25 protein-coding genes are annotated in these 26,160 nt (G+C 40.5%); 19 read left to right on the forward strand and 6 right to left on the reverse strand.

Annotation, left to right across the window (positions count from 1 at the left end; all coding sequences use genetic code 11):
• Nucleotides 1–32: 32 nt before the first annotated feature.
• The 3 genes from DWA30_RS07475 to ruvX form a co-directional block, all read right to left on the reverse strand.
• Complete coding sequence (locus DWA30_RS07475; RefSeq protein WP_114491915.1) at nt 33–446, reverse strand: DUF5606 family protein; 414 nt, start codon at nt 444–446, stop codon at nt 33–35.
• Between the two features lie 61 nt (nt 447–507).
• A complete protein-coding gene (def, locus tag DWA30_RS07480; RefSeq protein ID WP_114491916.1) occupies nt 508–1,098 on the reverse strand; it encodes a peptide deformylase in 591 nt (196 codons plus the stop codon).
• A gap of 6 nt (nt 1,099–1,104) precedes the next feature.
• Entirely contained in the window at nt 1,105–1,515 is a 411-nt protein-coding gene (gene ruvX, locus DWA30_RS07485) for a Holliday junction resolvase RuvX (protein WP_114491917.1), read from the reverse strand.
• Between the two features lie 139 nt (nt 1,516–1,654).
• Between ruvX and DWA30_RS07490 the strand changes: the two genes are divergently transcribed.
• The 4 genes from DWA30_RS07490 to DWA30_RS07505 are packed head-to-tail and all read left to right on the forward strand — an operon-like array spanning nt 1,655 to nt 5,384.
• Nucleotides 1,655–2,470: a 2,3,4,5-tetrahydropyridine-2,6-dicarboxylate N-succinyltransferase gene (locus DWA30_RS07490; protein WP_114491918.1), complete on the forward strand. Its 816-nt coding sequence runs from the start codon at nt 1,655–1,657 to the stop codon at nt 2,468–2,470.
• A 55-nt stretch (nt 2,471–2,525) separates the two neighbouring features.
• Nucleotides 2,526–3,551: a glycosyltransferase family 9 protein gene (locus tag DWA30_RS07495; RefSeq protein WP_114491919.1), complete on the forward strand. Its 1,026-nt coding sequence runs from the start codon at nt 2,526–2,528 to the stop codon at nt 3,549–3,551.
• Nucleotides 3,551–4,618, forward strand: coding sequence for a CDP-glycerol glycerophosphotransferase family protein (locus tag DWA30_RS07500; RefSeq protein WP_114491920.1), 1,068 nt, complete (start codon nt 3,551–3,553; stop codon nt 4,616–4,618). The genes DWA30_RS07495 and DWA30_RS07500 overlap by 1 nt, the downstream gene beginning before the upstream one ends.
• Before the next feature lie 7 nt (nt 4,619–4,625).
• Nucleotides 4,626–5,384, forward strand: a complete 759-nt coding sequence (locus DWA30_RS07505; protein ID WP_114491921.1) for a glycosyltransferase family 2 protein — start codon at nt 4,626–4,628, stop codon at nt 5,382–5,384.
• 2 nt (nt 5,385–5,386) lie between these two features.
• On the opposite strand, the gene DWA30_RS07510 is transcribed toward DWA30_RS07505, so the two are convergent.
• Nucleotides 5,387–6,154: a lipopolysaccharide kinase InaA family protein gene (locus tag DWA30_RS07510; protein ID WP_114491922.1), complete on the reverse strand. Its 768-nt coding sequence runs from the start codon at nt 6,152–6,154 to the stop codon at nt 5,387–5,389.
• A 76-nt stretch (nt 6,155–6,230) separates the two neighbouring features.
• Between DWA30_RS07510 and DWA30_RS07515 the strand changes: the two genes are divergently transcribed.
• Together DWA30_RS07515 and DWA30_RS07520 are read left to right on the forward strand one after the other, a co-directional pair.
• A complete protein-coding gene (locus DWA30_RS07515) occupies nt 6,231–7,070 on the forward strand; it encodes a glycosyltransferase (RefSeq protein ID WP_114491923.1) in 840 nt (279 codons plus the stop codon).
• 19 nt (nt 7,071–7,089) lie between these two features.
• Nucleotides 7,090–8,223, forward strand: coding sequence for a CDP-glycerol glycerophosphotransferase family protein (locus DWA30_RS07520; protein WP_114491924.1), 1,134 nt, complete (start codon nt 7,090–7,092; stop codon nt 8,221–8,223).
• A 3-nt stretch (nt 8,224–8,226) separates the two neighbouring features.
• Here the strand turns inward: DWA30_RS07520 and DWA30_RS07525 are convergent, their stop codons facing one another.
• Nucleotides 8,227–9,012: a glycosyltransferase family 2 protein gene (locus DWA30_RS07525; RefSeq protein ID WP_114491925.1), complete on the reverse strand. Its 786-nt coding sequence runs from the start codon at nt 9,010–9,012 to the stop codon at nt 8,227–8,229.
• 149 nt (nt 9,013–9,161) lie between these two features.
• Between DWA30_RS07525 and DWA30_RS07530 the strand changes: the two genes are divergently transcribed.
• The 13 genes from DWA30_RS07530 to DWA30_RS07590 all read left to right on the forward strand — a co-directional run bounded on the left by DWA30_RS07530 (nt 9,162) and on the right by DWA30_RS07590 (nt 24,559).
• Nucleotides 9,162–9,722 carry an L-threonylcarbamoyladenylate synthase gene (locus tag DWA30_RS07530; RefSeq protein ID WP_114491926.1) on the forward strand — a complete coding sequence of 187 codons (561 nt, stop codon included), beginning with the start codon at nt 9,162–9,164 and terminating at the stop codon, nt 9,720–9,722.
• 3 nt (nt 9,723–9,725) lie between these two features.
• Complete coding sequence (locus DWA30_RS07535) at nt 9,726–11,144, forward strand: CCA tRNA nucleotidyltransferase (protein WP_114491927.1); 1,419 nt, start codon at nt 9,726–9,728, stop codon at nt 11,142–11,144.
• A complete protein-coding gene (locus DWA30_RS07540; RefSeq protein ID WP_114491928.1) occupies nt 11,144–12,178 on the forward strand; it encodes a COX15/CtaA family protein in 1,035 nt (344 codons plus the stop codon). Before DWA30_RS07535 ends, DWA30_RS07540 begins: the two co-directional genes overlap by 1 nt.
• A gap of 84 nt (nt 12,179–12,262) precedes the next feature.
• The gene (locus DWA30_RS07545; protein ID WP_114491929.1) at nt 12,263–12,781 is read left to right on the forward strand and encodes an IS1096 element passenger TnpR family protein; all 519 of its coding nucleotides are present in this window, start codon (nt 12,263–12,265) and stop codon (nt 12,779–12,781) included.
• 68 nt (nt 12,782–12,849) lie between these two features.
• Nucleotides 12,850–13,908, forward strand: coding sequence for a nucleoid-associated protein (locus DWA30_RS07550; RefSeq protein WP_114491930.1), 1,059 nt, complete (start codon nt 12,850–12,852; stop codon nt 13,906–13,908).
• Between the two features lie 105 nt (nt 13,909–14,013).
• The gene (locus tag DWA30_RS07555) at nt 14,014–14,910 is read left to right on the forward strand and encodes an ABC transporter ATP-binding protein (RefSeq protein WP_114491931.1); all 897 of its coding nucleotides are present in this window, start codon (nt 14,014–14,016) and stop codon (nt 14,908–14,910) included.
• A gap of 2 nt (nt 14,911–14,912) precedes the next feature.
• Nucleotides 14,913–15,755, forward strand: coding sequence for an ABC transporter permease (locus DWA30_RS07560; RefSeq protein WP_114491932.1), 843 nt, complete (start codon nt 14,913–14,915; stop codon nt 15,753–15,755).
• Nucleotides 15,756–15,818: 63 nt separating this feature from the next.
• Nucleotides 15,819–18,239 carry an FIDD domain-containing protein gene (locus DWA30_RS07565; RefSeq protein WP_114491933.1) on the forward strand — a complete coding sequence of 807 codons (2,421 nt, stop codon included), beginning with the start codon at nt 15,819–15,821 and terminating at the stop codon, nt 18,237–18,239.
• 87 nt (nt 18,240–18,326) lie between these two features.
• A complete protein-coding gene (locus DWA30_RS07570; RefSeq protein WP_114491934.1) occupies nt 18,327–20,663 on the forward strand; it encodes a T9SS type B sorting domain-containing protein in 2,337 nt (778 codons plus the stop codon).
• A gap of 89 nt (nt 20,664–20,752) precedes the next feature.
• Nucleotides 20,753–22,759 (forward strand): excinuclease ABC subunit UvrB, encoded by a 2,007-nt coding sequence (gene uvrB, locus DWA30_RS07575; RefSeq protein ID WP_114491935.1) that lies wholly within the window; start codon nt 20,753–20,755, stop codon nt 22,757–22,759.
• Nucleotides 22,760–22,920: 161 nt separating this feature from the next.
• A complete protein-coding gene (locus DWA30_RS07580; RefSeq protein ID WP_114491936.1) occupies nt 22,921–23,154 on the forward strand; it encodes a thioredoxin family protein in 234 nt (77 codons plus the stop codon).
• Between the two features lie 31 nt (nt 23,155–23,185).
• Nucleotides 23,186–23,824, forward strand: coding sequence for a MarR family winged helix-turn-helix transcriptional regulator (locus DWA30_RS07585; protein WP_245933881.1), 639 nt, complete (start codon nt 23,186–23,188; stop codon nt 23,822–23,824).
• 150 nt (nt 23,825–23,974) lie between these two features.
• Complete coding sequence (locus DWA30_RS07590) at nt 23,975–24,559, forward strand: hypothetical protein (RefSeq protein WP_114491965.1); 585 nt, start codon at nt 23,975–23,977, stop codon at nt 24,557–24,559.
• On the opposite strand, the gene DWA30_RS07595 is transcribed toward DWA30_RS07590, so the two are convergent.
• Entirely contained in the window at nt 24,552–26,075 is a 1,524-nt protein-coding gene (locus DWA30_RS07595; protein WP_114491938.1) for a GH3 family acyl-acid amido synthetase, read from the reverse strand. The genes DWA30_RS07590 and DWA30_RS07595 overlap by 8 nt on opposite strands.
• Nucleotides 26,076–26,160: the final 85 nt, after the last annotated feature.

Below are 26,160 nucleotides of genomic sequence, written 5' to 3' on the forward strand. Positions count from 1 at the left end.
TTGAAGGCTGCTTTCTTTACAATGGATGGGGATTATTCTTCTTCCGAAGAAACATCGGTTTCCGAAAAATCGGTAATTCCATGTTTTTGTAATAGGTTGTACCACTGTATCACCTTTTTTATATCGCTAGGATAGACACGATCCTCGTCGTAATCGGGTAACACTTCGAAAAAATATTCTTCCAGTTTTATTTTAGGTTCCTTATGGCTAATGGCCTTGCCTCCGTTCTCTTTGTCGGCAATTTTAGCGAATACCTCACGTAATGGAACTTCTTCGGTTAGGGTGTAGATCGCGATCTCAGACAGCAAACTTACGTTGTTTTGGGCGCCAACACTTATCTTTTTACCGTCTATAAGTGATTCGGCTAAGAATCCGCTTCGCGTTTGTGCTTTTAATTCGTACAGTCCGGGTTTTCCGGAGATCGATAATATTTTTTCTAAACTCATATAGTAATTTCCTTTTTAGGGGCTACAAATATCTTTGGTTTCGATTATAATTCCAACGATGTTAACGTTTCTTTTTGGCTAATGGAAATTTCATGCGATACTTAACATCTATTTTCCCTTTAGAAATATTAGACAATTTTCCTTTAATCAATCGTTTTTTGAGCGAAGAAAGTTTATCGGTAAATAAGATGCCTTCTATATGGTCGTATTCATGTTGAATGATACGTGCCACAATTCCTTCGTAGGTTTCCGTATGTTTTTTAAAGTCTGCATCGTAATACTCGATGGTGATCTTTGGCTGTCTAAAAACGTCTTCATTGATGTCGGGGATACTTAGACACCCTTCATTAAACGCCCACTCATCGCCTTCTTCGGAAATGATCTTGGCATTAATAAAAACTTTTTTGAATTCGGCTACGAGTTTTTGTTCTTCTTCGGAAAGATCTTCGTCATCTTCAAACGGTGTCGCATCGACGATAAAAATTCGGATAGGCAACCCAATTTGCGGCGCTGCCAGTCCAATGCCACGAGCACCGTACATGGTGTCGAACATATTCTCGATCAAGGCATCCAGTTTTGGATAGTTTTCATCAATATCTTTTGCTACTTTTCGCAATACGGGATCACCGTATGCCACTATGGGTACTATCATTTGAATCTAATTATTATAGAGATAATCTTGTAAAATAATCGTCGCACTAATCTCATCGACCAATGCCTTATTTTGTCGTTGTTTTTTTTTAAGTCCACTATCTATCATCGTCTGAAACGCTCGTTTACTGCTATAGCGCTCATCTACTCGCTCGGTGGGAATATCGGGAAAGTGCGAGGTAAATTCTTTTAAGAATTTCGAAATATGTTCTTCGACGGCGCTGGGGGTACCATCTTTTTGTTTTGGCTCTCCAATGAGCACCAATTGTACTTTTTCCGAAGAAAAATAGTCCTTTAAAAAAGGGAGCAATGTTGACGTCGCTACTGTGGTCAAACCCGAGGCAATTAGCTGTAATTCATCGGTAACGGCAATTCCCGTGCGCTTGGTTCCATAATCTATCGCTAAAATCCTTCCCATAAAAGCGCAAAAATACGAGTTTACGTTTTAGTATACTAAATAGTGGTAAGATTTCCTTTGGACACCTATCTTTGCGTACATAACAACAATTAAATTTGAGCGCCTAGGTTTTTTATTTAGGTTTAAAACAATTCTGCATATGACCCAACTACAACAAACCATAGAAAAAGCATGGGACGATCGTTCCCTTTTAACCGACCCAAATACGATCGCCGCCATTCGTGAGGTTGTAAAACAATGCGACGAAGGTATTTTACGATGTGCAGAACCCACTAAAGATGGATGGCAAGTAAATGAATGGGTAAAGAAAGCTGTGGTCTTGTATTTTCCAATTCAAAAAATGGAGACGATGGAAGCAGGTATTTTTGAATATCACGACAAAATACCTCTTAAAAGTGGGTATAAAGAAAAAGGAATTCGTGTAGTACCGCATGCCGTGGCACGCCATGGAGCGTACATTAGTAAGGGTGTGATCATGATGCCAAGTTATGTTAACATTGGAGCTTATGTAGATGAAGGTACCATGGTCGATACATGGGCCACTGTAGGAAGTTGTGCTCAAATAGGTAAAAACGTCCACTTAAGCGGAGGTGTTGGTATTGGCGGTGTCTTAGAACCATTACAGGCCGCTCCTGTGATCATTGAAGACAACGCGTTTATTGGTTCTCGCTGCATTGTGGTAGAAGGCGTTCGTGTTGAGCGTGAAGCGGTCCTAGGAGCCAATGTTGTACTAACGGCTTCTACAAAGATTATCGACGTTACCGGTGAGTCTCCTTTAGAAACTAAAGGGCTCGTTCCGGCGCGATCGGTCGTAATTCCCGGAAGTTATACAAAAAAATTCCCGGCAGGAGAATTCCAAGTTCCTTGTGCACTTATTATTGGAAAACGGAAAGAAAGCACTAATAAAAAGACCTCTTTAAACGATGCGTTGCGCGAATACGACGTGGCCGTATAAACAATAGCATAAAAGCAATCTTGGTCTGAATAAGATACTGGTCATACAACAAAAGATGATAGGTGATGTCCTCACCAGCAGTGTGATGTTTGAAATGCTGAAAGATCGTTACCCAAATGCCCAGCTTCATTATTTAATTAACAGCCATACATATCCGGTGGTACAACACCACCCATATATCGACGAATTTGTTTTTGTTACCCCAAAAATAGAGCATAGCTATATTGCCTTCTATCGGTTTCTAAAACAGATAAGAAAGCAACGATATGACGCTGTGATCGATGTGTACGGCAAATTGAGCAGTCATTTTATCACTGTATTTTCCGGTGCCAAGATCAAGATAGGATATCGTAAAAAGCAATCTCGTTTTATCTTTACGCATAATATACAACGCATCAAAAAGCCGCAACACAATGCCAGTTTGGCTATTGAGAACCGCTTGCGCTTGCTGGCTCCATTGCACATCGAATTTAAACAATGTAGTCCAAAAATATACCTGCAGCCCGAAGAACTAACCGCTGCAAATACACTGTTGGCTGAGCAAGGTATCGACTTAGACAAGCCCTTGTATATGATCAGTGTTTTGGGTAGTAATCGCGCTAAGACCTACCCTGCTGCTTATATGGCACAATTACTCGATGCGATTGTGGAGGAAAAAGGGGATGCACAATTGTTGTTCAATTACATTCCGAAGCAAGAAAAAGAAGCCCGCGAGATCTATAATTTGACGAAACCAAGCACCCAACAGCAAATATTCTTTGATCTCTTCGGAAAAAGCCTGCGTGAATTTTTAGCGCTTACTGCGCATTGTGATGCCATGATAGGAAACGAGGGCGGGGCTGTAAATATGGCGAAAGCGTTGAACATCCCTACTTTTATTATATTTTCTCCGCATCTTAACAAAGCAAATTGGTTTGGTGAAGTGGAAACCGGCGACCATCAAGCGGTTCATATGTCCGATTTTGTCGACCATTATGAAGCAGACGTAATAGCGGCCAAAAGCTCACCCGAAGCCTACTATTTAAAATTTAAACCTACCTTTATCGAACCGAAATTAAAAGCATTTGTAAAGAACCATTAATGCAGTATCGATTCTTAATTTACATTTCGTATTCGTATGCGGTGCCTATTGGCATACCGCTAGAAAAGGAATTGCAAAAACGAGGGTATGCTGTTCATTGGTTTTGTGATGAAAAAGATACTAGGATAGCACTACCCTCCACTTCACTCCGTTTCGATACTATCGAAGAAGTGATCGATTACGATCCGGACATTATCCTAACCATCACCGATGTGGTTCCCGATTTTCTTCGTGGTTTAAAAGTACAAGTGTTCCATGGTTTTAATGCCGAGAAACGATCGTTTAGAAAGGACCACTTTAGAATTCGTGGCTTGTTCGACTTGTATTGTACGCAAGGGCCTTCTACGACTTCGGTCTTTAAGGAACAACAAAAAAAGCATCCGCATTTTGAGGTTATTGAAACCGGCTGGTCTAAGGTCGATCCTTTGTTCCCTATTTCAGAAAAGAAAATTAACGAAACACCAACGGTCTTTATAGCCTCAACATTTACCGAACGTTTAAGTCTGGCCATGAACCAAGAAGTATTTGAAAGTATCCAATCACTTCTCGCAACTAAGAAATATGTTTTCGATATGGTGTTGCACCCTAAACTTCCTTCTTACATTAAAGAAAAATGGGGCAGTCTTACTAGTTCTCATTTTACGTATCATAACACTACCGATCTGGTTCCGTTAATGAAAAAGGCAAGTATCATGTTTTCCGATACGACTTCAGCCATACAGGAGTTTGGACTGCAAGAAAAGCCTATAGTTACCTTTAACCATCATATTCCAAAACCGCATTTAATAAATATCACGTCGGTTTCAGAAATAGAAAACGCCTTAGACACCGCACTTACGTTTCCACCGGCTATTTTGGAAAAAATGGCAACCTTTAACCAACAATTACATCCTTATAAAGACGGTGCTTCAAGTGCACGAGTGATCGATGCCTGCATCTCGTTTTTGCATGCAGACAAGAGCCACTTACAATCGAAGCCGTTAAATTTGGTTCGCAAATATCAAATTAGGAAAAAATTAGGCTATTTTACCCTTAGATCCTACAACACAGCATTCACAAAATCGTAAGCTATTTATGGAAAAACTTACTGCTATCATCCCTGTCGGCAACGAAATTCACAACATAGAAGCTGTGATCGCTTCGGTCGATTTCGCGGACGAGATCTTGGTAGTAGACAGTTATACTACCGATGGCACCTTTGAAATTGCAGAGAAAATGGCGACTCGTGTAGTTCGCAGGACCTTCGATTATCCAGCTGCACAAAAAAATTGGACCATACCGCAAGCGAAACACGAATGGATCTTACTATTGGACGCCGATGAGCGAGTCACTCCTGAGTTAAAGGAGGAAGTGATCGAGGTCCTAAAAAATCCGCCAACCGATGGTACCGTGGCATATTGGATTGGCAGAAAGAATCATTTTATGGGTCAACGTGTACACTACAGTGGTTGGCGTAATGATAGTGTGATTCGACTTTTTAAACGCGATGCGTGTCGGTATGAAGACAAGTACGTGCACGAAGAAATTATTGCCAAGGGTAAGGTAGGGAAACTTAGGAGTAAATTATATCATAACACCTATATCAGTTTCGATAATTATATACAAAAGATGAACAAATATGCATCTTGGCAGGCAAAAGATTATGATAAGAAAACAGGTCGATTAACAGCTTACCATTTCGTGATCAAACCATTTTGGGGCTTTTTTAAACACTACTTCGTGCAAAGCGGGTTTAGAGATGGAGTCGTAGGCCTAACGATTGGTTATATTCAAGGCTATGTCGTATTTATGCGCTATGTAAAATTATGGTTGCTTCGGAAAGGTAGGCAATAGGTTTAGCGTTTTCTCCAGAAAAAATACTTCTTCTTAAATGCTTCTTTCTTCTTATAGGCCGTAGAAAATTGATAGGAATACGCATACATCACTTCTTTGATCTCAATTTTGGAACGTTGTGGATAGAGCTTGGCGTATTCATCACACATAATCTCCAACATTCGATCTTTTGGGGACAATTTTGCAAAATTTTTCATTCGCTTCTGAAAGTCCATCGTTTCAAACTTCATTCGATTTAAATCGACCAAATAAAAATCATAACCTTCAGCTGTTTCAACAATAAGTGTGTTACCGGGAGAATGATCCAGAAAATTAATATTCTTTTCGTGTAAACTGAAGGTAAAGCGTGTAAAGGCACGTAAGATCGTTTCGTAATTTGGATATTGGTCATTGTCTACGATCTCTCGAATGGTCAGGTCATGCTCTAAATTCTTACTTACGTAAAAGCTTTTATCGAACAAGCCTGAACGATATTGTTCTAAATAAGCAAGTGGCATTGGGGTCTTGACCTCCATGGCTAACAATCGTTTTGCATACGAATAGCTTCGTTTCGCTTTTGAAGCTCGAAAAAAAGCATAGGCAAACTTATTAACCAAATTTGGAATTTTAAATGCCTTGATGTTTACCGGCATTCCTTCCAGGTTAGTGACCTTCATTACATTACGAGTTCCAATACCGCTAGGCAGCTCATCGAATTTGTGTAACAACGCATATAGCTTCTCGGCTGTTGTGGGCTCTAATTTCGTAGAAAACTTGAATCGTTCCTTCATTCGTGGGTGCTAGTAACTGTAAACTTGTAAATTTGTAACATTGCAAATATAAGGTTACTGTAAATACCGACTTACCATGTTTCAACACTTTTTAATTACACGTTTTAATTTGCGCAAGGCAGATTGGAAGACCAATAAGAAGAACGTGGCGGTATTAACGGAAGAATGGCATGCCAACCGATTTGATCTTTTTACTAATTATTGTTTTCCGAGTGTTGCCTCACAAACACAGAAGAATTTTAAATGGCTTGTTTTTTTCGACACCAATACCAGTGTCAAATACCGTTCACTTATTACCAAATTACAACAAGAATTGCCGCAATTTACTCCTTTATTCGTCGATGGTATGGACGCATTCCTACCTACATTGCAAGAGCATGTTGCAAGTTGCGAAGCACCTTACATTATTAGCAGTGGGCTCGACAACGATGACTGCTTGAGCAAACATTATGTTGCCTCTGTGCAAAGGCGTTTTGTTGAACAAGACTTCATGGCGGTAGATTTTATCGATGGATACACCCTGCAGGTATCACCAACCATTAAATTAGGAAAGAAGTTGCATTTATTTAATCCGTTTATTTCGTTAATAGAGAAGAACGAACAACCAAAGACCGTTAGCATGGTCTCACATCGAAATTGGAAACGAGAGACCAACATTATACATGTACCGAATGAGCGTATCTGGGCTTCGGTGATACACCAAGAGAATAAAGTAAATGAATTTACCGGCTACGATGCTGTAGCAACAGACCATTTCTTCGACCTATTTGTAATTTCAGAAAACAAAAAACAACATATTTTAGCGAATATTCTTCCGCAGCAAGAATGGAAGTTAACAAGTTTTAGAAATAAGCTCGATTCGAAATGGAATGTGGCTTCAAAAAAAATTAAAAAGAAATTAGGTTTCTATAAATAAGTCCAGCCCTTTTACATTAATGACCAGAAAATACAACATAGCCATACTCTTTATCGATGAGATTCATCACATTAATCACTTTATTACAGTGGCTATCGAACTCGCTAAAGCGCATAATGTAACCATTATTACTTATCCCGGACCTCATGAATACTTATATGGCAAATTAAAAGAACACAATAATACTGCTGTTAAGGTCGAAGAACGGCAAACTCAGGCTTTCAGGGCGTTTACAGATTGGTTAAAGAACAGGGATCTACCGCGAAAAGGCTTTTGGATGTCAAAGAACCATCGTTATATCTTAGCGAATTTCGATGCGATCATCTTTACCGATTATACCCATCAAAAATTACTTAAATACCGAAAACAAAAAGCCAATCCAAAGTTTATAAAATTTCCTCATGGGGTCGCGGGACGAGGCTACGTCTACAAAAAAGATCTCTTGGATTTTGACCTGCACGTTGTTTTCGGTGAATTCTATTACGAACAGTTAAAGCAGAAAAAATTATTAAGTCCTACTACTAAAATTGCCGGGTACCCAAAATTAGATGCGGTTGCCGTACAACCGCCAAAGCAGTTCTTCGACAATAGCAAACCAACAGTTCTATACAATCCCCATTTCTCCCCTCCTTTCTCATCTTGGCACGACCACGGACTGGCGATACTGGAACATTTTTATAATCAGAACCATTATAATTTAATTTTTGCTCCTCATATTAATTTATTCACCGATAAAGGTGGCGAGGACCCAGCTATCATCCCTAGCAAATATCGCAAGGCAACCCATATGTTTATCGATCTAGGAAGTGATGCCAGCGTAGAGATGGTGTATACTAGAGCGGCCGATATATACTTGGGAGATGTTTCCAGCCAAGTGTACGAATTTATAATACGTCCGAGACCGGTGCTTTTCTTTAATTCTGAAAAGATCAATTTTAAAAATGATGTCAATTACCGCTTTTGGAAATGTGGGGAAGTGATCGAATCGGTTGCCGCATTACCGGCCGCACTGAAGCAGGCTCAAAAAAAGTTTGAAGACTACAAACCCATTCAGCAAGAAATTAACGAGGGAAATTACTATACAGAAGAAGGATCAACCGCTTCACAACGAGCGGCAAACATAGTCATCGATTATTTAGCCCTTAATTTATAACAGCTATAAATACTTGTCAACCCCATCCTCACAACGTGTTAATTGCTCATCGATCGCACGTTGTTGAATCGCATCGTTGGTGTTTAGATTGCTTTTTGAAGTAGTAGGATGCCAAATATGATAAACAATACCACTATAGCGTATTCGTTTTCCTGAAACTCCGGTGTTCATCATCCGGATAATAAGCTCAGAATCTTCTCGTCCCCAACCTGTCATGGCTTCATTATAGCCATTTACCTTAATAAAATCATCGCGCCAAAATGAAACATTACAACCTCTTAATTTGCGAGACAATTCATTCTTCGGTCTATATAACGCACTCAATAAAGGAAACCGCAGTGTCCGACTGCGTTTTTTAATTCCTTCGGAAAAAAAGGAAAAATTGATATTCTTAGATTCAAACAACCGATCGATCGCTTCTTCTTTAATACTTACACGACTTCCGTACAAATAGGTTTTCTTTTGAGCCAACCGAGCGTGATCTTTAATGAAGTCGGGATGAATAATACAATCCCCGTCGGTTTGAACAATATAATCGGCCGATGATCGTGCCACGGCCTTATTCAAAATCGCCGAACGTCTAAATCCGTCATCCTCATGCCAAACATGGATCACAGGAATAGAAGATTTCTCTTTAAAAGCGTTAATGAGGTCTGTGGTAGGCTGTGTAGAACCATCGTCTGCTATTAATAACTCATCGGGTAATTGCGATTGTGCCGCTACGCTTTTAAGCACCAATTCTAGGGCTTCCGGCCAATTATAGGTTGAAATAAGCAAGGCAGTTTTCATAGCAGTTCGAGATAATTATTCGCGTAAAAATCGATGTAAAGGTACTATTATTTCAATTGTTTTTTTAGCACAAGCGTATGGTGAAAGCTGTCTATTTACTATGTAGACACTTCGCTATTTAGTAAATTTGCAGTTGGTAAAACGTATCTATGCAAGAAGAAATCAATAACTGTTTAGCAGTTTTAAAACGTGGCGGACTTATTCTTTACCCAACCGATACCGTTTGGGGAATAGGCTGTGATGCCACGCATCCGGTGGCGATCGACAAGGTCTATGCCTTAAAACATCGGGTTGAAAGCAAGTCGCTTATTTGTCTTGTAAACGATTTTAAAATGCTGAATCAGTTTGTAGAGGAGGTGCCAGAAGTAGCCTACGACATACTCAAATATGCAGCAAAACCTACTACTATCATCTATGATGATCCTATACGAGTAGCCGAGAACCTGATCGCTCAAGACAATTCACTTGCGATACGCGTTACTAAAGATGACTTCTGCAAACAGCTAATACGAAAATTTAGAAGACCCATAGTATCTACTTCGGCGAATATAAGCGGTACAAAGACCCCGACAAGCTTTAAAGAAATAGCGCCCGAGATTTTGGAAGGCGTTGACTATGTCGTAAATTTGCATCGGACAAAAAAATCCGGAAAACCATCTGCCATAATCAAGTTAAAAAATGACGGATCGGTTCGGGTTATTCGAGAATAACACATGCCTACATACGCAACTGCCCTACAACACCCGATCTTCAATACCCTTTCGCAAGCTGCCGCAAATTTGGGTTTAGAAAGTTATGTAATTGGAGGTTTTGTAAGAGATTATATTCTAAAACGCGGCGAAGCCAAGGATATCGATATCGTCGCTGTGGGAAGTGGAATCGCGTTGGCAAAAGAAGTTTCGCGTTTGCTTCCTGGAAATCCGAAAGTTTCGGTCTTTAAAAATTACGGTACGGCGATGTTAAGAGCGGCCGGGATGGAACTCGAATTTGTAGGCGCACGCAAAGAATCGTACCAACAAGATAGCAGAAACCCGGCAGTTGAAGATGGTAGCCTGGAGGACGATCAAAACCGACGAGATTTTACCATCAATGCGCTAGCTTTAAGCTTGAATAAGGATGACTTCGGAAAGCTCTTAGACCCGTTCAACGGTATAACTGACCTCGAACAACGAGTAATTAGAACTCCGCTGGATCCTTCGATCACTTTTAGCGACGATCCCTTGCGGATGCTTCGCGCCATCCGATTTGCGACCCAATTAAATTTTAACATCGCTCCCGAAGCGCTACAAGCCATTACCAATAAGGCCAATCGTATCGAGATCATTTCCGAAGAACGCATCGTAGATGAAATTCACAAGATACTAATGGCTCCAACCCCGTCGAAAGGGTTTGCTTTACTACACAAGACAGGTCTTCTCCCTTACATTTTTCCAGAGTTGGTCGCACTGCAAGGCATCGATGAAAAAGAGGGACAACGACACAAAGATAACTTTTGGCATACCTTAGAAGTGGTCGATAATATTGCAAAAACTACAGACAATCTTTGGCTGCGATGGGCCGCTTTATTACACGATATTGGCAAAGCACCTACCAAGAAATTCGACAAGAAGGTTGGATGGACATTCCATGGACATGAATTTGTGGGCTCCAAGATGGTCTACAAGCTTTTTAAACGTCTCAAAATGCCTTTGAACGATAAGATGAAGTTTGTTCAAAAAATGGTGCTTATGAGTTCGCGTCCAATCGTACTCGCAAGCGATGTGACCGATAGTGCTGTGCGCAGACTCATTTTTGATGCCGGTGACCACGTAGAAGACCTAATGACACTTTGCGAAGCGGATATCACGACAAAGAATCCGAAGAAATTTAAAAAATATCATAACAACTTTCAACGTGTACGTGAAAAGATCGTTGAAGTTGAAGAACGGGATCATGTTCGGAATTTCCAACCTCCTGTAAGTGGTGAGGAGATCATGCAAACCTTTAATTTAAAACCTTCCAAAGAAATTGGTATGATAAAAGACGCCATAAAGGAAGCGATCTTAGAAGGTGAAATCCCTAATGAATATCAGGCCGCCAAAGAATACATGCTGAAAAAGGGAGCCGAACTCAACCTAACACCCGTGGATTAATGTATAGAAAGTGGGTTAAAATATCGCTCATTCTGGTGTATTTGGTCATTGTAGCCGGTGCCATGGTACGTATGACAGGCTCGGGCATGGGATGTCCCGATTGGCCAAAATGTTTTGGGTACTACATCCCTCCTACCGATGCGCAGGAACTAACATGGCAACCCAATAGAGCCTATAAGAAAGGACAAGTAATTATCAAAAATGAGACCTTACAAGTAGCAGCTCAAGATTTTAGAACCGGTGAGGCTTACAATGCTGTAAATTGGAATGCCTATACGAAACACGATTATGCCATATTTAATGTTTGGCACACTTGGATAGAATACATTAACCGTCTAATGGGCGCCCTATCTGGAATTGCTATATTGGTCATGGCGATCCTATCGATCTGGAAATGGAAAAAGCGAAAGCAAATTACGTTGCTATCGTGGTTAGCTGTATTCTTACTAGGCTTTCAAGCTTGGCTAGGCGCCACGGTAGTATATTCAGAATTGGCCCCTGTAAAAATTACTATTCACATGGTCATGGCACTGGTGATCGTAGCTTTGTTGCTTTACTTACTGTATATTTCTCGCGAACACAAACGCACCTTTTCCATCGCAAAGAGCTATGTTAATTTATTGATCTTTTCTCTCATCTTGACTCTTGTTCAAGTGGTCTTAGGCACTCAAGTAAGACAGTTTGTGGATGAACAGATCGATTTGGTGGGGTATGAAGCCAAAGCGATGTGGTTGGACGATCCAACAGTCACTTTTTACATCCACCGTTCTTTTTCCGTCTTGGTCTTTGTAGTGAATGCAGCTCTGTGGTACTTCAATAAAAAACACCGTTATGGGCTGCACAAGATAAATTGGGTGTTTTTATTGGTAATGCTTGAAGCGGCTACCGGTATTGCCATGTATTATTTTGATTTTCCGGTATTGTCGCAACCCCTTCATTTGATCTTTGCATCGCTGCTCTTTGGCGTACAATTCTATGTAGTGATGGAAGCTTGGAAAAAGCATCGACCCGACTTTATTGCACGGCAGATCTAAAGCGACAACTTTTACAGAACGCTTCCCAAAATTACATTAGAACGAAGATTATATTTGTAACTTTGCAGTCGAAAAATTTAGTATATGATTTATCGTTTTAGAGTTATACTCGACACCCATGAAGATGTCTTTCGTGACATAGAAATTGATGCATCCATGACCATGGAGGATTTTCACAATGCCATAACACAGGCCTTCGGGTTTGCGGGTCAGGAAATGGCTTCTTTTTATGTGAGCAACGAAGCTTGGGAACAAGGAGAAGAGATCGCATTGTTCGATATGAGTGAAGACGAATCGCAAGTACGTGTCATGAATGAAACGATCTTGGAAGATACCGTTTGGGAACAACAAACGCGACTTATCTACATCTATGATTTCCTAAATATGTGGACCTTCTTGGTAGAACTTGCAGAGATAACAGAACCTGAAGACGGTCGAATTTATCCGAACTTAATGTTTGCGCATGGACAGATTCCCGATGAAGCGCCGGAAAAAGATTTTATTATAGAAAGCGAGGAAGGTGCCGAAGAACTTGAAGATGAAGACTATGACCTAGATGCAGAAGATTACGACAATCTCGATTTTGATGAAAATTGGAATTAACGATTGAAGCCCTATTCTCGTTACTGAAAATTTGAATACGCTAATAACTTTCAACACCTAATTGATCAATGCTCAACCTATATTCAACCCATATTGCCTCCTTATCAATTCATAGAATAGGAAATAAAAGTAGAAATGAATCCATGCTACTTTCAGAACAACCCTATAAATTAGATGATGAGTTAACCCCTTTATTAAAAGAATTCTTTCTGAAACCATTTCGGGATAAGGAAGAGAACTACTACCAATTTGAGCACGAAGCCGATCTAGAGTTTCATGAGTTGTACACCATCGCTTCTGAAATATTTGCGAATCCGGAAAGCATACACCAACAATCAAAAAAGATCACCCAACACCTTTTTGAACAATCGATGCACCCACATATAAAAAGTGGTGAGGTGTATGTAGCTTATTTGGAAGGGCTGCAAATAGACAATGAAAAAGTGGATGCGATTGGAATCTTCAAGTCGGAGTTAAAACAAGATTTTCTACAGTTTTCAGAAAAAGAAAATCAGCTGGAAGCCTTTTTACAACAGGGGGTAAATTTGAACAAACTTGATAAAGGCTGTCTAATCTTTAATGTAAAAAAAGAAGAAGGCTATAAGATCTTGTCGGTAGACAGCAATCGATACGATGCGCGATACTGGCTCGAAAGTTTCTTAGGCGTTGACCCTTGTGAAGACGACAACTTTAAGACCAAGAAATATTTGAAGTTTTGTCAAGATTTCGCCAAAGATGTCGTATTACCTGCCGAAGACAAACAGCAAGAAGTGCTTTTTATGAACAGAGCAGTCAACCATTTTGCAAAGAATGACACCTTTGAAGAATCTTCATTCATGAACGAAGTGATCGATAATCCCGATCTTATTCCTGAGTTCCAGCACTACAAGTCTGAGCGCGCTCCCAAGTACAGCATTGAAGATCTAACGACCTTCCCTATCGCTAATACGGCAGTTTCCGCAGCAAGAAAGAAAATAAAGAACGTGATTAATCTGGACACCAATATTCAGATAAAAATGGATTTTATTAATCCCGAAAGTGCAGAACGTTTTGTGGAAAAAGGATGGGATGAAGAAAAACAGATGTACTATTATCTGGTGTATTTCAATAAAGAGCAAAAATCATAGAACGTACCCACTGCTGGTTGTGCACCGAGCATTTTAAAAATTGAAAATGTAACAATTTCCGGGCTCGTTCGTCATACTAGAAACTAATTACCAAAACCACAGTACGTGCAACCTATACTTACTATCAACAATCTTACCAAGCGATTTGGTTCGCTCACGGCGGTCGATGACCTGTCGTTTACCATCGAAAAAGGAAATGTATACGGGATCTTAGGTCCAAATGGAAGTGGAAAATCTACTACTTTGGGTATCGTTCTCAATGTAGTGAACAAGACCTCGGGCAATTTCCACTGGTTCGATGGAAGTGACTCTACCCATAATGCATTAAAAAAGGTAGGCGCCATTATTGAGCGCCCAAACTTTTATCCATATATGACCGCCGTTCAAAACCTGAACTTGGTGTGTAAGATCAAAGAAGTTTCTCCCGATAAAATAGAAGAGAAGCTAGAATTGGTAGGACTTAGCGAACGAAAGGATAGTAAATTTAGCGCCTATTCGCTCGGTATGAAACAACGATTAGCGATCGCCTCTGCCCTGCTCAACGACCCGGAGATCCTGATCTTAGATGAACCTACCAACGGTTTAGACCCACAAGGAATTCATCAAATACGAGAGATTATAAAGAAGATCGCATCGCAAGGCACGACCATATTACTTGCTTCTCACCTTTTGGATGAAGTGGAAAAGGTGTGTAGCCATGTTGTAATTCTTCGGAAAGGAGTAAGTTTATATAGTGGCAGTGTAGATGCCATGAATGCAAGTCATGGATTTTTCACCTTACAGAGCAAGGATATCGATCTATTGCAAAGCACCTTAGAAAATCATCCATCGTTTGGAGTGCTAAAGCGAGAAGGAGCGTCGATCGTTGCGTACTTACAAGAGCCTATGGATGCCACCGAATTGAACAAACTGCTTTTCGATAAGGGTATTACACTGTCCCATCTGGTAAAACGCAAAGAGAGTCTTGAAGAACAATTCCTTGAACTTACCAAAAACAACTAACCATGCTTCGATTACTTTCTATAGAATTTCAAAAATTACGATATAGTCGTTCTGCAAAAGTGCTAACGATCACCTATTTTGTATTAATAAGCTTTATTGCATTAATTGCTTCCTATAAGTTTGAATTTGGTAATGTAAACTTCCGAATTGCCGAACAAGGCATCTTTAATTTCCCTTTTATTTGGCACTTTAATTCGTGGGTCGCAGCTTGGCTTAAGATCTTCTTAGCTATTGTCATTGTTTCCATGGTCTCTAACGAATACAGCTATAAGACCCTCAAGCAAAATTTGATCGACGGCCTCAGCAAAAAGGAGTTCCTCGCTTCCAAGGTATTAACCGTATTACTGTTTTCGGTGTTATCTACCGTATTCCTCTTTATCGTATCGATGATCTTAGGGTTGGTATTCTCAGATTATACTGAGATCGGGATCATTTTTAGCGACATGGAATACCTATTGGCGTATTTTATTAAACTAATAGGATTCTTTAGTTTCTGTTTGTTCTTAGGGGTATGGGTAAAACGTTCGGCATTTGCCTTAGGTTTCTTGGCGTTATGGCAGATCATCGAAGGACTAATTTCCCTCTTCTTCAGTTTTATAAATTATAAGACCGACGTAAACCTTAACGATTCGGTTTTCCAATTCTTGCCGTTGGCATCTATGAGTAATCTGGTAAAAGAACCCATCACTCGATTGGGTGCGATCAAGTCGGTAGCCAATCAAATTGGCGGTGAGAATTTTGTCAAGGATTATGGGGTACATTGGTATCAAATAGCCATAGTGCTTTTCTGGACCTTGCTCTTTATCTATGGTGCCTATCGCATCCTGAAAAAACGCGATCTTTAAAACAATTTTCATCTCAGCGCTTCCACTAAATATTGCGTATATTTAGGGTTGAATCATATTGCGATGAAATTGCTGAAATATATTGGGTGTATTGTTTGTTTGACCATTACAGCAGGTCTCTCGGCTCAAGATATTTCGCTATTTCAACAGTTTAACGGACGTTACGATTATATTGCCTTCGGAAACACCCTCAATACCAGTGAGAACTCTGCCGGTGGACAAGTTTGTGAGATCTTGACTTCAAGTAGCGCCGACTTTGAATTACAGCCCAATCAGACGCTAGTAGCCGCATATTTATATTGGGCAGGCTCCGGAAACGGAGATTTCGATATCCTATTCAATAACACGCCTGTATCGGCAGAGCGGACCTTTTCCAATACCTTAGGAACGCTTACATTCTTTGCAGCCTATGCCGACGTAACTTCTTTGGTAGCTGCGACCGGAAATGGAAATTATACCGTTTCCGAATTAGACCTCACTAACGATATTCCGGTGTACTGTAACACCACTACCAACTTTGGAGGCTGGGCAGTTACCGTAATCTATGAGGATCCCAATGTTTCTTTAAATCAATTAAATGTATTCGACGGACTAGAAAGTGTTTCAGAATCCAATCCGGAATTAAATATCGAACTGGATAACCTCAACGTTTTAGACAATATTGGAGCCAAAATTGGCTTTACTTCTTGGGAAGGTGATGCCTCGCTCGCTGTCAATGAAACCTTACAAGTAAATGGTAATATCATTAGTAATCCACCTTTAAATCCCCCTGCAAACGCTTTTAATAGCACCAATAGTTTTACTGGGTCCAGCGAATTGTACAATATGGACCTTGACTTTTATAATATTGAGAACAATATCCAACTGGGTGACCAATCGGCTGTAATTACGCTTACTTCAGGCGATGATTTTGTAATGATCAATAATGTGATCACAGTCCTTAACACAGAACTTCCCGACGCCACTATCGAGATCGAGGTCACAGATGGAAGTACCGAGTGCGACGATCGAGAAATCACTGTCGACTACACTGTGTTTAACGTTAATAGCACAGATGTTCTTCCCACCGACACACCCATCGCTTTTTATGCCAATTCAAGCTTGATAGGACAATCGGCCACTACGGTCGAGCTACCTATTGGCGGACAAGAAAGTGGCTCGATCACTCTTACGGTTCCTGCTTCAATTCCGGCCGATTTTAACTTGATTGCCGTCGTGGATGATACTGGAACAGGTACCGGCATCGTTAATGAACTGAACGAAGACAACAATGAGGCCATGGTATTGGTCCACTTGCAACTATTCCCCGAAATAATAGGATTGCAAGATCTAGAACAATGCGATGTGGTAGGAATTGAAGTTTTTGATCTTACCGAAGCCACCGCTCAGATCGACCCTGTCAATGACATTTCGTATCACACCACCCAAGAAGATGCCGAAAACAATCAAAACGCTATCGTTGATCCCGAAATCTTTCAAAACACTTCAAATCCGCAAACGATTTACATTCGAGTAGCAAATCCAGATTGTTCTTTGGTAGCTAGTTTTGAGATCGAAGTGATCGATTGTCCGTTGCCGGATGTAACCATAACAATAGACAATACTTTAAATGCCTGCAGACAGCGCGATCTAACGATCGATTACACTGTTTATAATACTATGGCGACGGGACCGCTTCCGGCAAATACACCAATTGCATTTTATGCGAATAACGTACTGGTTGGACAAGCTGCCACAGTAAATGTCATTCCCGTTGGTGGCAGCGAATCAGGTACAATTTCAGTACCCTTACCGGAGAACATTCCCGATGTTTTTATTCTGAAAGCTGTAGTTGACGATACTGGAAATGGTACAGGAACTATCTTCGAGTTGAATGAAGGCAATAATAACTTTGATATTCAAGTGGAGTTTATGAGCATCCCTCCTATTGTAAGTCTACCCGACCTGCTCGCCTGTGACATAGGATTCGATACTGCCTTATTCAATCTTCGCGAACAAGATCCTCTTATCGCGCCAGACGGTAATGGCGAAATTAATTACTTCACCAATCAAGATGATGCTATTGCCAATACGAATCCAATTGGTGACCCAGAACAGTATGAAAACGGTGCAGATCCACAACTCATTTTTGTACGTCTAGAGACAGAAGTATGTTTTGCAACTGCTTCCTTTTTGATAAAGACTGAAAATTGTGCGCCTGAAATTCCCCAAGGGATGTCTCCTAATGGCGATGGACTTAACGATCCGTTTAAAATTAAAGGACTGGTCAATGTCTTTGAACAATTCGTACTTAAGATCTATAGTCGTCAAGGCAATCTGATCTATGAAGGAGGTAACGAAGAAGGCCTATGGGACGGTATTCCAAACACCGGACTGTTGTATAAAGACAATTTGGTCCCGGTTGGCACCTATTACTATGTGCTTATCTTGAACGATCCCGAATTCCCGGAACCGTTTCTCGGATTTGTGTATGTGAATTATTGAGCTGCTAAAAGTGTTAAAAAGACTGCGAAATAACAATCTATTCAATAATTTTGCAGCGCTATTTAAAAGTAAAATTGATTGTTCTCCTTGAAGCGAATTAGCTCCGTTTTTATTATCCTGTTCTCTTGGTTATCGGTAAGCGCCCAGTACGTTCAAGTGGATGCTACCACGTATAACGCACAAGAGCTCATAGAAGATGTCCTTATAAACAGCGGTTGTATTTCTAACGTTCAAGTGACAGAAGTAATAGGAGGCAACTTTAGCGATGGCAGTAAAAGTTACGGATACTTTAACGACGGTGGCAGTACTTTTCCTTTGTCAAGTGGGATTGTAATGAGCACTGGAAAAGTATCGAATGTTCCCGGTCCAAATGATTCGCTTAGCGATGACAACGCTCCGGCATGGGAAGGAGATAGCGATCTTGAAAATGCGCTTGGTATTAGCAATACGACCAATGCTACAATATTAGAATTTGATTTTACGCCTAATGCCAATACCATTCGGTTTCGTTATTTGTTCGCTTCGGAAGAATACCAAGAAGGCGACCCTAATACGTGTATCTATTCCGACGCCTTTGCCTTTCTTATTAAACCTATTGGCGGTCAATACACGAATATTGCCCTAGTTCCCGGAACTTCGACCCCTGTGCTAGTTACTACAGTACATTCTGGGATTCCTGGTGGTTGTCCACCCATAAACGAAACCTATTTTGAAGGATGGAACTCGTCCAATGCAGCCATAAATTTTAATGGGCAAACCAAAGTGCTCACAGCGCAATCGGAAGTGATCCCTAACACGACATATCATATTAAACTTGTGATCGCAGATGAACAAAATCACCGTTACGATTCTGCTGTTTTTTTAGAGGCCGAAAGCTTTACTATTGGTGCAGACTTGGGACCTGATCGAAGTTTTACAACGAACAACCCGCTCTGTGACGATGAAACCTACGAACTCGATGCCACCCCGGATGGGACAATGCCACAGGGGTATTCTTGGTTTAAAAATGGAATGTTGCTCCCTTTAGAAACCACAGCACAGTTAACAGTTTCTACACCTGGAACGTATAAGGTTGAAATTGATTATGGAGCTGGCTGTGTTGCTTCCGACGAAGTTTTGATCGAATATGCTTCCGAAGTGAGCGCAATAAACACCGACCTCCACCAGTGTGATGATAATGACGATGGAATTGCAACGTTCAACCTTTATGACGCTTCCGAAGCCATTACGAACAACGACAATGCATTACAGATCCAAGGCTTCTATAACAGTGCTTCGGAAGCTGAAACTGTATTAAACGAAATTGTAACACCCAATTCGTATACCAATTCTGTTGTAAATGAAATAGTCTTTGCGCGGGTGGAAACTCCATTAGGATGCTTTAATATTGCTGAAGTGACCCTAAGAACCACGATGAACAGCGTAGGTCCTTATGAGCTGGCAACTTGTTCGTTTGTAGACGGCACTGCTTTTGGGACCTTTGATCTTTCCGAAGTAAGTAACGAGATCACTACCACTATTGGCCCCGACAGTAACATCGCATATTATGAACGTTATGACGACGCCCTCGACGAAACTGACCCATTACCACTGTTGTTTACCAATACATTAGAAGTTTTTCAAACCATTTACGTTCGGGTGTCGAATGCCACCGGATGTATTGGTATAGGCGAAGTATATCTAACGGTTGTGCCAACCCCGGTTTTAGAAGAACTGCCTAACACCTATTATTGTATCGATACTTTTCCAAGCACAATTTCGCTCAGCTCCGGACTACTAGGAGATCCGTCTGATTATAGTTTTTTATGGTCTACCGGAGCGACAAGTCCCACGATCGCTATAAATGAACCCGGGACCTATTCGGTAACTGTTACATTTACGCAGCACATAAACGGCGGCACGTACAGCTGTGAGGCCAGCCAGACGATCACGGTATTGGCTTCGGAAGCACCGCAACTAAGTTATGAAGTGAGTGGAAATTACGGCAATCAAACAATAGTCGTGACGGCAGCAGGTGTTGGCGATTATGAATACGCCTTAAACGATCCTTTGGGTTACTATCAAGATGAGCCTGTGTTCACCAAGGTACTTGGTGGTGTGTACACGATCTACGCTCGAGATAAAAATGGTTGTGGTCTTGCTAGTATTCAAGCATATGTGTTAGATTTTCCTCGGTTTTTTACTCCTAATCAAGACGGGTTCCATGATAGATGGCAGGTAGCTGGCCAAGAGAAGGATGCTATTCAAGTGTATCGCATCGAAATTTTCGATAGATACAATCGCGTTTTATACGTGATGACACCCGAAAGTCCGGGGTGGGATGGTAGCTGGAACGGGAATCCGTTACCATCGTCAGATTATTGGTTTGTGGCCTATTTTTCCGACGGAGGCACCTATAGAAATCATTTCACGATGAAACGATAGGACCCAATCGTTGACCAATAAACCATGCATTAAGGGTTACCATAACCATTCTATTTTACGTATTTTTGATAACTACGGAAACTTACTAGATGAAATTCAAAATTGTATCAGATTTTAGTCCGACAGGAGATCAACCAACTGCCATAGAAGCGCTGGTGACAGGTATTTCTTCGGAAGAGAAATATCAAACCTTATTGGGAGTAACCGGAAGTGGTAAGACATTTACGGTAGCCAACGTAGTGCAGCAAGTTCAGAAACCAACCTTGGTGTTAGCGCACAACAAAACTTTGGCCGCACAACTGTATTCTGAGTTTAAGAATTTATTTCCTGAAAATGCGGTCGAATATTTTGTTTCCTATTATGACTATTATCAACCGGAAGCATTTATTCCAAGCAGCGGAACTTATATTGAAAAGGACTTGTCGATCAATGAGGAGATCGAAAAACTTCGGTTGAGTACCACCTCTTCCTTACTTTCCGGAAGACGTGATGTATTGGTGGTTGCCTCGGTTTCTTGTCTCTACGGAATTGGAAATCCGGTAGAATTTCAGAAGAACGTGATCAGCTTAAAAAGCGGACAAATACTTTCGCGAACCAAACTATTACACAAGTTAGTACAAAGCTTGTATTCTAGGACAGAGGCAGAATTCCACCACGGTCGTTTCCGAATTAAAGGAGACACGGTTGATGTGTTTCCGAGTTATGCAGACACGGCCTTCAGAATACATTTTTTTGGAGATGAAATTGAAGAGATCGAAGCTTTTAATCCGGAGAATAATGAAGTAGTAGAAAAATACGACCGATTGAATATTTATCCGGCCAATATGTTTGTGACTTCTCCCGATGTGTTGCAAGGTGCTATTAAAGACATACAAGATGATCTGGTAAAACAGGTATCTTATTTCAAAGAAATTGGAAAACATTTAGAAGCCAAACGATTGGACGAACGCACCAATTTTGATCTAGAAATGATACGAGAATTAGGCTATTGTAGCGGAATCGAGAATTATTCTCGCTATTTGGACCAACGTAAACCGGGAACGCGACCCTTTTGCTTATTGGACTATTTCCCTGATGATTATCTCATGATCGTAGATGAAAGTCATGTTTCCATTCCTCAAGTAGGTGCCATGTATGGTGGGGATCGATCTCGTAAAGAGAATTTGGTAGAATACGGGTTCAGACTTCCGGCTGCAATGGATAACAGACCTTTAAAGTTTGAAGAGTTTGAAGCATTACAAAATCAAGTGATCTATGTAAGCGCTACTCCGGCCGATTACGAACTCGAAAAGAGTGGTGGGGTCTTTGTAGAACAGATTATTCGACCGACAGGCTTGTTGGACCCACCAATTGAAGTGCGTCCCAGCTTGAACCAGATAGACGATCTTTTGGAAGAGATGCAATTGCGTATTGAAAAAGATGAACGCGTATTAGTGACCACGCTTACGAAACGAATGGCAGAAGAATTGACAAAGTATCTAACTCGTATACAGATTCGATGTCGTTACATTCATAGCGATGTAGATACCTTAGAACGGGTTGAGATCATGCAAGACCTTCGATTGGGATTATTTGATGTGTTGGTAGGTGTAAATTTATTACGCGAAGGCTTAGATCTTCCGGAAGTATCATTAGTTGCCATCTTGGACGCTGACAAAGAAGGCTTTTTGAGAAGTGCTAGGTCGTTGACCCAGACCGTTGGGCGTGCCGCTCGTCATTTAAATGGAAAAGCGATCATGTATGCCGATAAGATCACTAAAAGTATGCAAGACACCATTGATGCTACAGAATACAGACGTGAGAAGCAAATAGCCTATAATACCGAGCACAATATCACTCCGACAGCGATCAAGAAGTCGTTTGAGAATGCGTTGACCAAATCGAAACAACAGGCGTATACTTTTGAAACAGCAGATACATTGGCTGCTGCAGAACCGGATGACGAATATCTAACACAGGCACAACTGGAAAAGAAAATTCGAGATACCAGAAAAGCTATGGAAACTGCCGCCAAGGATTTGGATTTTATGATGGCTGCGAAACTACGTGACAAGATCAAAACACTTCAGAAGTCGTTGGAAGCTGTTAAAGAGTAGCAACAGATGTGTACCGCGCGTATAGTGCGAAGATAAAAAACACCCCTTTCTTTATTTGAATAATCTCCTTCAGAATAAAAACTACATCAAAATTTTATTTTGTTAGGATTCCTTACTATTTTTGAAAGGCAATAGTGCAACATCATTAATTACTTTCAATCATGAGTAAATCAATTTTTTATCACGCAGGATGCCCCGTATGTGTTAGTGCCGAGCAAGATCTAATAAGTCTCATTGGTGACAACAAGGTCGAAGTTGTCCATCTAGGGCAGCAAAGAGAACGAATTAAAGAAGCTGAAAATGCGGGTGTAAAATCGGTACCGGCATTGGTGACTCCCAATGGAAACGCCTTGCACATTAACTTTGGAGCTTCTATGGAAGATGTTAAGGCCTAATATTTTTAATATTTAATTAGGATTGCTAACTTTGCCTGTCGAACCACCTTCGGCAGGCTCTTTTATGAACGATAGTATTTTTAATCCCGAACAACAGCAACAAGACCTCTCCAGCAAGATCGTCGCAGGGCTGGAACGTATTTCCGAAGTATTTAAAATACTGATATGGGAAAAGGCTAAAATAGTTGGATTAAGTCCGATTCAAATTCAGTTACTACTATTTATTGCATTTCATAAACAGGAAATGTGTAGTGTAAGTCATTTAGCAAAAGAATTTAATGTCACCAAACCGACTATAAGTGACGCCATACGAATGCTCCATAAAAAAGAATTAATAATAAAAGATTATTCCTCTCCGGATAGCCGCAGTTATACGATCCTTTTATCGCAACGCGGTCGGCAAATGGTTTCTGAAACCGGCGATTTCGCTGCACCTTTAAAAAATAAATTAACGAATTTCGAACAAAGTGAATTAGAAAGTTTGTTCGCTACCGTAAGTCAGTTGATCTATAAACTGAATCACAACGGGATATTAACCATTCAGCGTATGTGTTTTGCTTGTACGTTTTACGAACGTCAGAGCAGCCATGACTACTGTAACCTTTTGAAGAAACCGCTGGCGAACAATGATATTCGATTGGACTGTCCAGAATTTAAGGAGAACGTTTAATTAGCGTTCAATTAACCTAAGAGTGCATTATAGGTCAGGATCCTAGCGATCATCTCTCTTTTTTGAAGCAACGACATTCCCTTTTACGCTGCGGTAATGTTTATGCTGACCTTAACATATTTCAATCTTACTTTTTATATCTTCTTGGTCATGAAGAAACAAGCGTTAATAGACCTCTCGAACAAAGTAATTCCTGAATCTATAAAGAAGGAAGCAATGACTGCACTGTCACATTTTCCTGAATTGCACGAATGCGAGATCACGTTTCGGTTTAAAGACAATATAAAAAAGTCGACCATGCAAGCCCAACCTACTTGGAAAAGTTTCTTTAAGCCAAGAAGGCATCGATCGTACATTATTCTAATAAGCAGAAAGATACAGATCGAGCAAGAAGAATTTACAATTGCCGATATTCCCAGTGATGTAATTACGGGTTGGTTGGGACATGAGCTAGGGCATGTAATGGATTATCGCGATCGTAGTGGTATTGGTATGTTGATCTTCGGAATTAAATATCTCTTTTCTAAAACTCATATTAAAGAAGTGGAACGTGCGGCAGACACTTATGCCATACAGCATGGCATGGCCGATTATATTTTAGCAACCAAGAATTTTATTTTGGACCACGCACATATTTCAGAAAAATATAAAGAACGAATTAGAAGATTATATATGTCCCCCGAAGAGGTAATGGAGCTATTAAAAGAAGGTTCGTTAGAAGAAGCAGTTAGCTAATAGAGGCAACGAACGATTCCCATTCTTGAAACTTTTCCTCATTCATTACCCGTTCCATTTTTACTTGTCCACCTTTCTTCTTGTTCTTGGCATTCCATTCGTAAAACACATTTGGCGATACCTTATGCACTTTCACCCCATTTAAGGCCTTTCCTCTAGCGACTTTATAATTTTTATTCGCCGTAGCAAGCGCATTGTCTAAGGCTTCGGAAAGTTTACTGCTATCAATATCACCTTCAGTTCCTAAATACCAATGGTGGTAAAATTCGTCATCGATCTTTACGGCAGCTAAAGTGAATTCCGGGATCTCAATATCAAATTTTTGTTCCAATTCTCGTAAAGCGGTTTCCATTTTATTGACCGACAATTGAGAACCTACGACGTTTAAAAAGAATTTTGTTCGCCCTGTGATCTTTATTTCTGCGCGTTCTACATCGGTAAAGGCGATGGTATCTCCTATTAAATAACGCCAAGCCCCAGACACCGTGCTCATGATCAATACATAGTCGGTATCCTTTTTAACTTCTCCTAAGCTAAGTGCTGGTGCATCATCAACTAACGACCCATCTTGATTTATATACTCTGGTTTAAAGGGTACAAATTCAAAATAAATTCCATTATCGGTTACTAATTTCATTGCAGTTGTTTCGGGTCGCTGCTGAAAGGCGATAAATCCTTCGGAAGCCAAATAGGTATCGATAACTGTAATAGGATGAGCCAATAACTTATTAAAACTCTTCTCATAAGGCTGAAAAGCCACTCCCCCACTTGTATATACTTGTAGGTTTGGCCAGATATCATGAATGGTATCTGCATTGTGATAAGCGATCACTTCTTTCATCATTAATTCCATCCATGAAGGTATTCCGCTCAAGGCACCAATATCCCATTCTTTAGCACGTTTTGCAATAGTTTGCACACGTTGGTCCCAATCGGGTATTTTCGCAATTTCCTCTCCCGGTTTATAGTACCCTTGAAACCAAAACGGAATATTACTTGCGCTTATACCACTTATTTCGCCTTCTAAAAATTCATCACGCTCTTCCAGGTCTGTTGAGCTTCCCAACATCATGATCTCCTTTTCGAAGAAGTCGGTAGGAAGGTCGAAGTTCGACAAGGCTCCTACCTGCTTTATCCCGGTAGTTCGTATCGCATCGATCATCGCATCTGTTACCGGAATTCGTTTACTCGTCTTACCTGTAGTCCCACTGCTTAACGCAAAATAAGAAGGTTTTCCCGGCCAGGTTATATCTTCTAATCCGTCTTGCACACGATTCCACCATTCTTCTTTCATTTTATTATAGTCATGGTAAGGAATCGTTTCAGCGAATTCTTTTTCTATGGTTGTAGCATCTAGTATTTTCCGGAAACCGTAATACTTTCCGAAGGCAGTATCCTTTGCTTTTTCCAACAGTGAGATTAGTACTTCTTTTTGTGCTTCTACCGGAGACGGTTCAGAAACAAGGGAACCTCTTAATTCGATTGCACTTTTTATAATAGATCCTAAAATTGCCATATGATTTGGTATAATTCGGTTTTAAAAATAGCTAAATCTGTAGCTCGAACCTTCTTTTTAATGGAAGTTTAACCTTTTACTTTCG

This window comes from Candidatus Ulvibacter alkanivorans, assembly GCF_003333325.1.
In the GTDB taxonomy this organism is placed as follows: domain Bacteria; phylum Bacteroidota; class Bacteroidia; order Flavobacteriales; family Flavobacteriaceae; genus Ulvibacter_A; species Ulvibacter_A alkanivorans.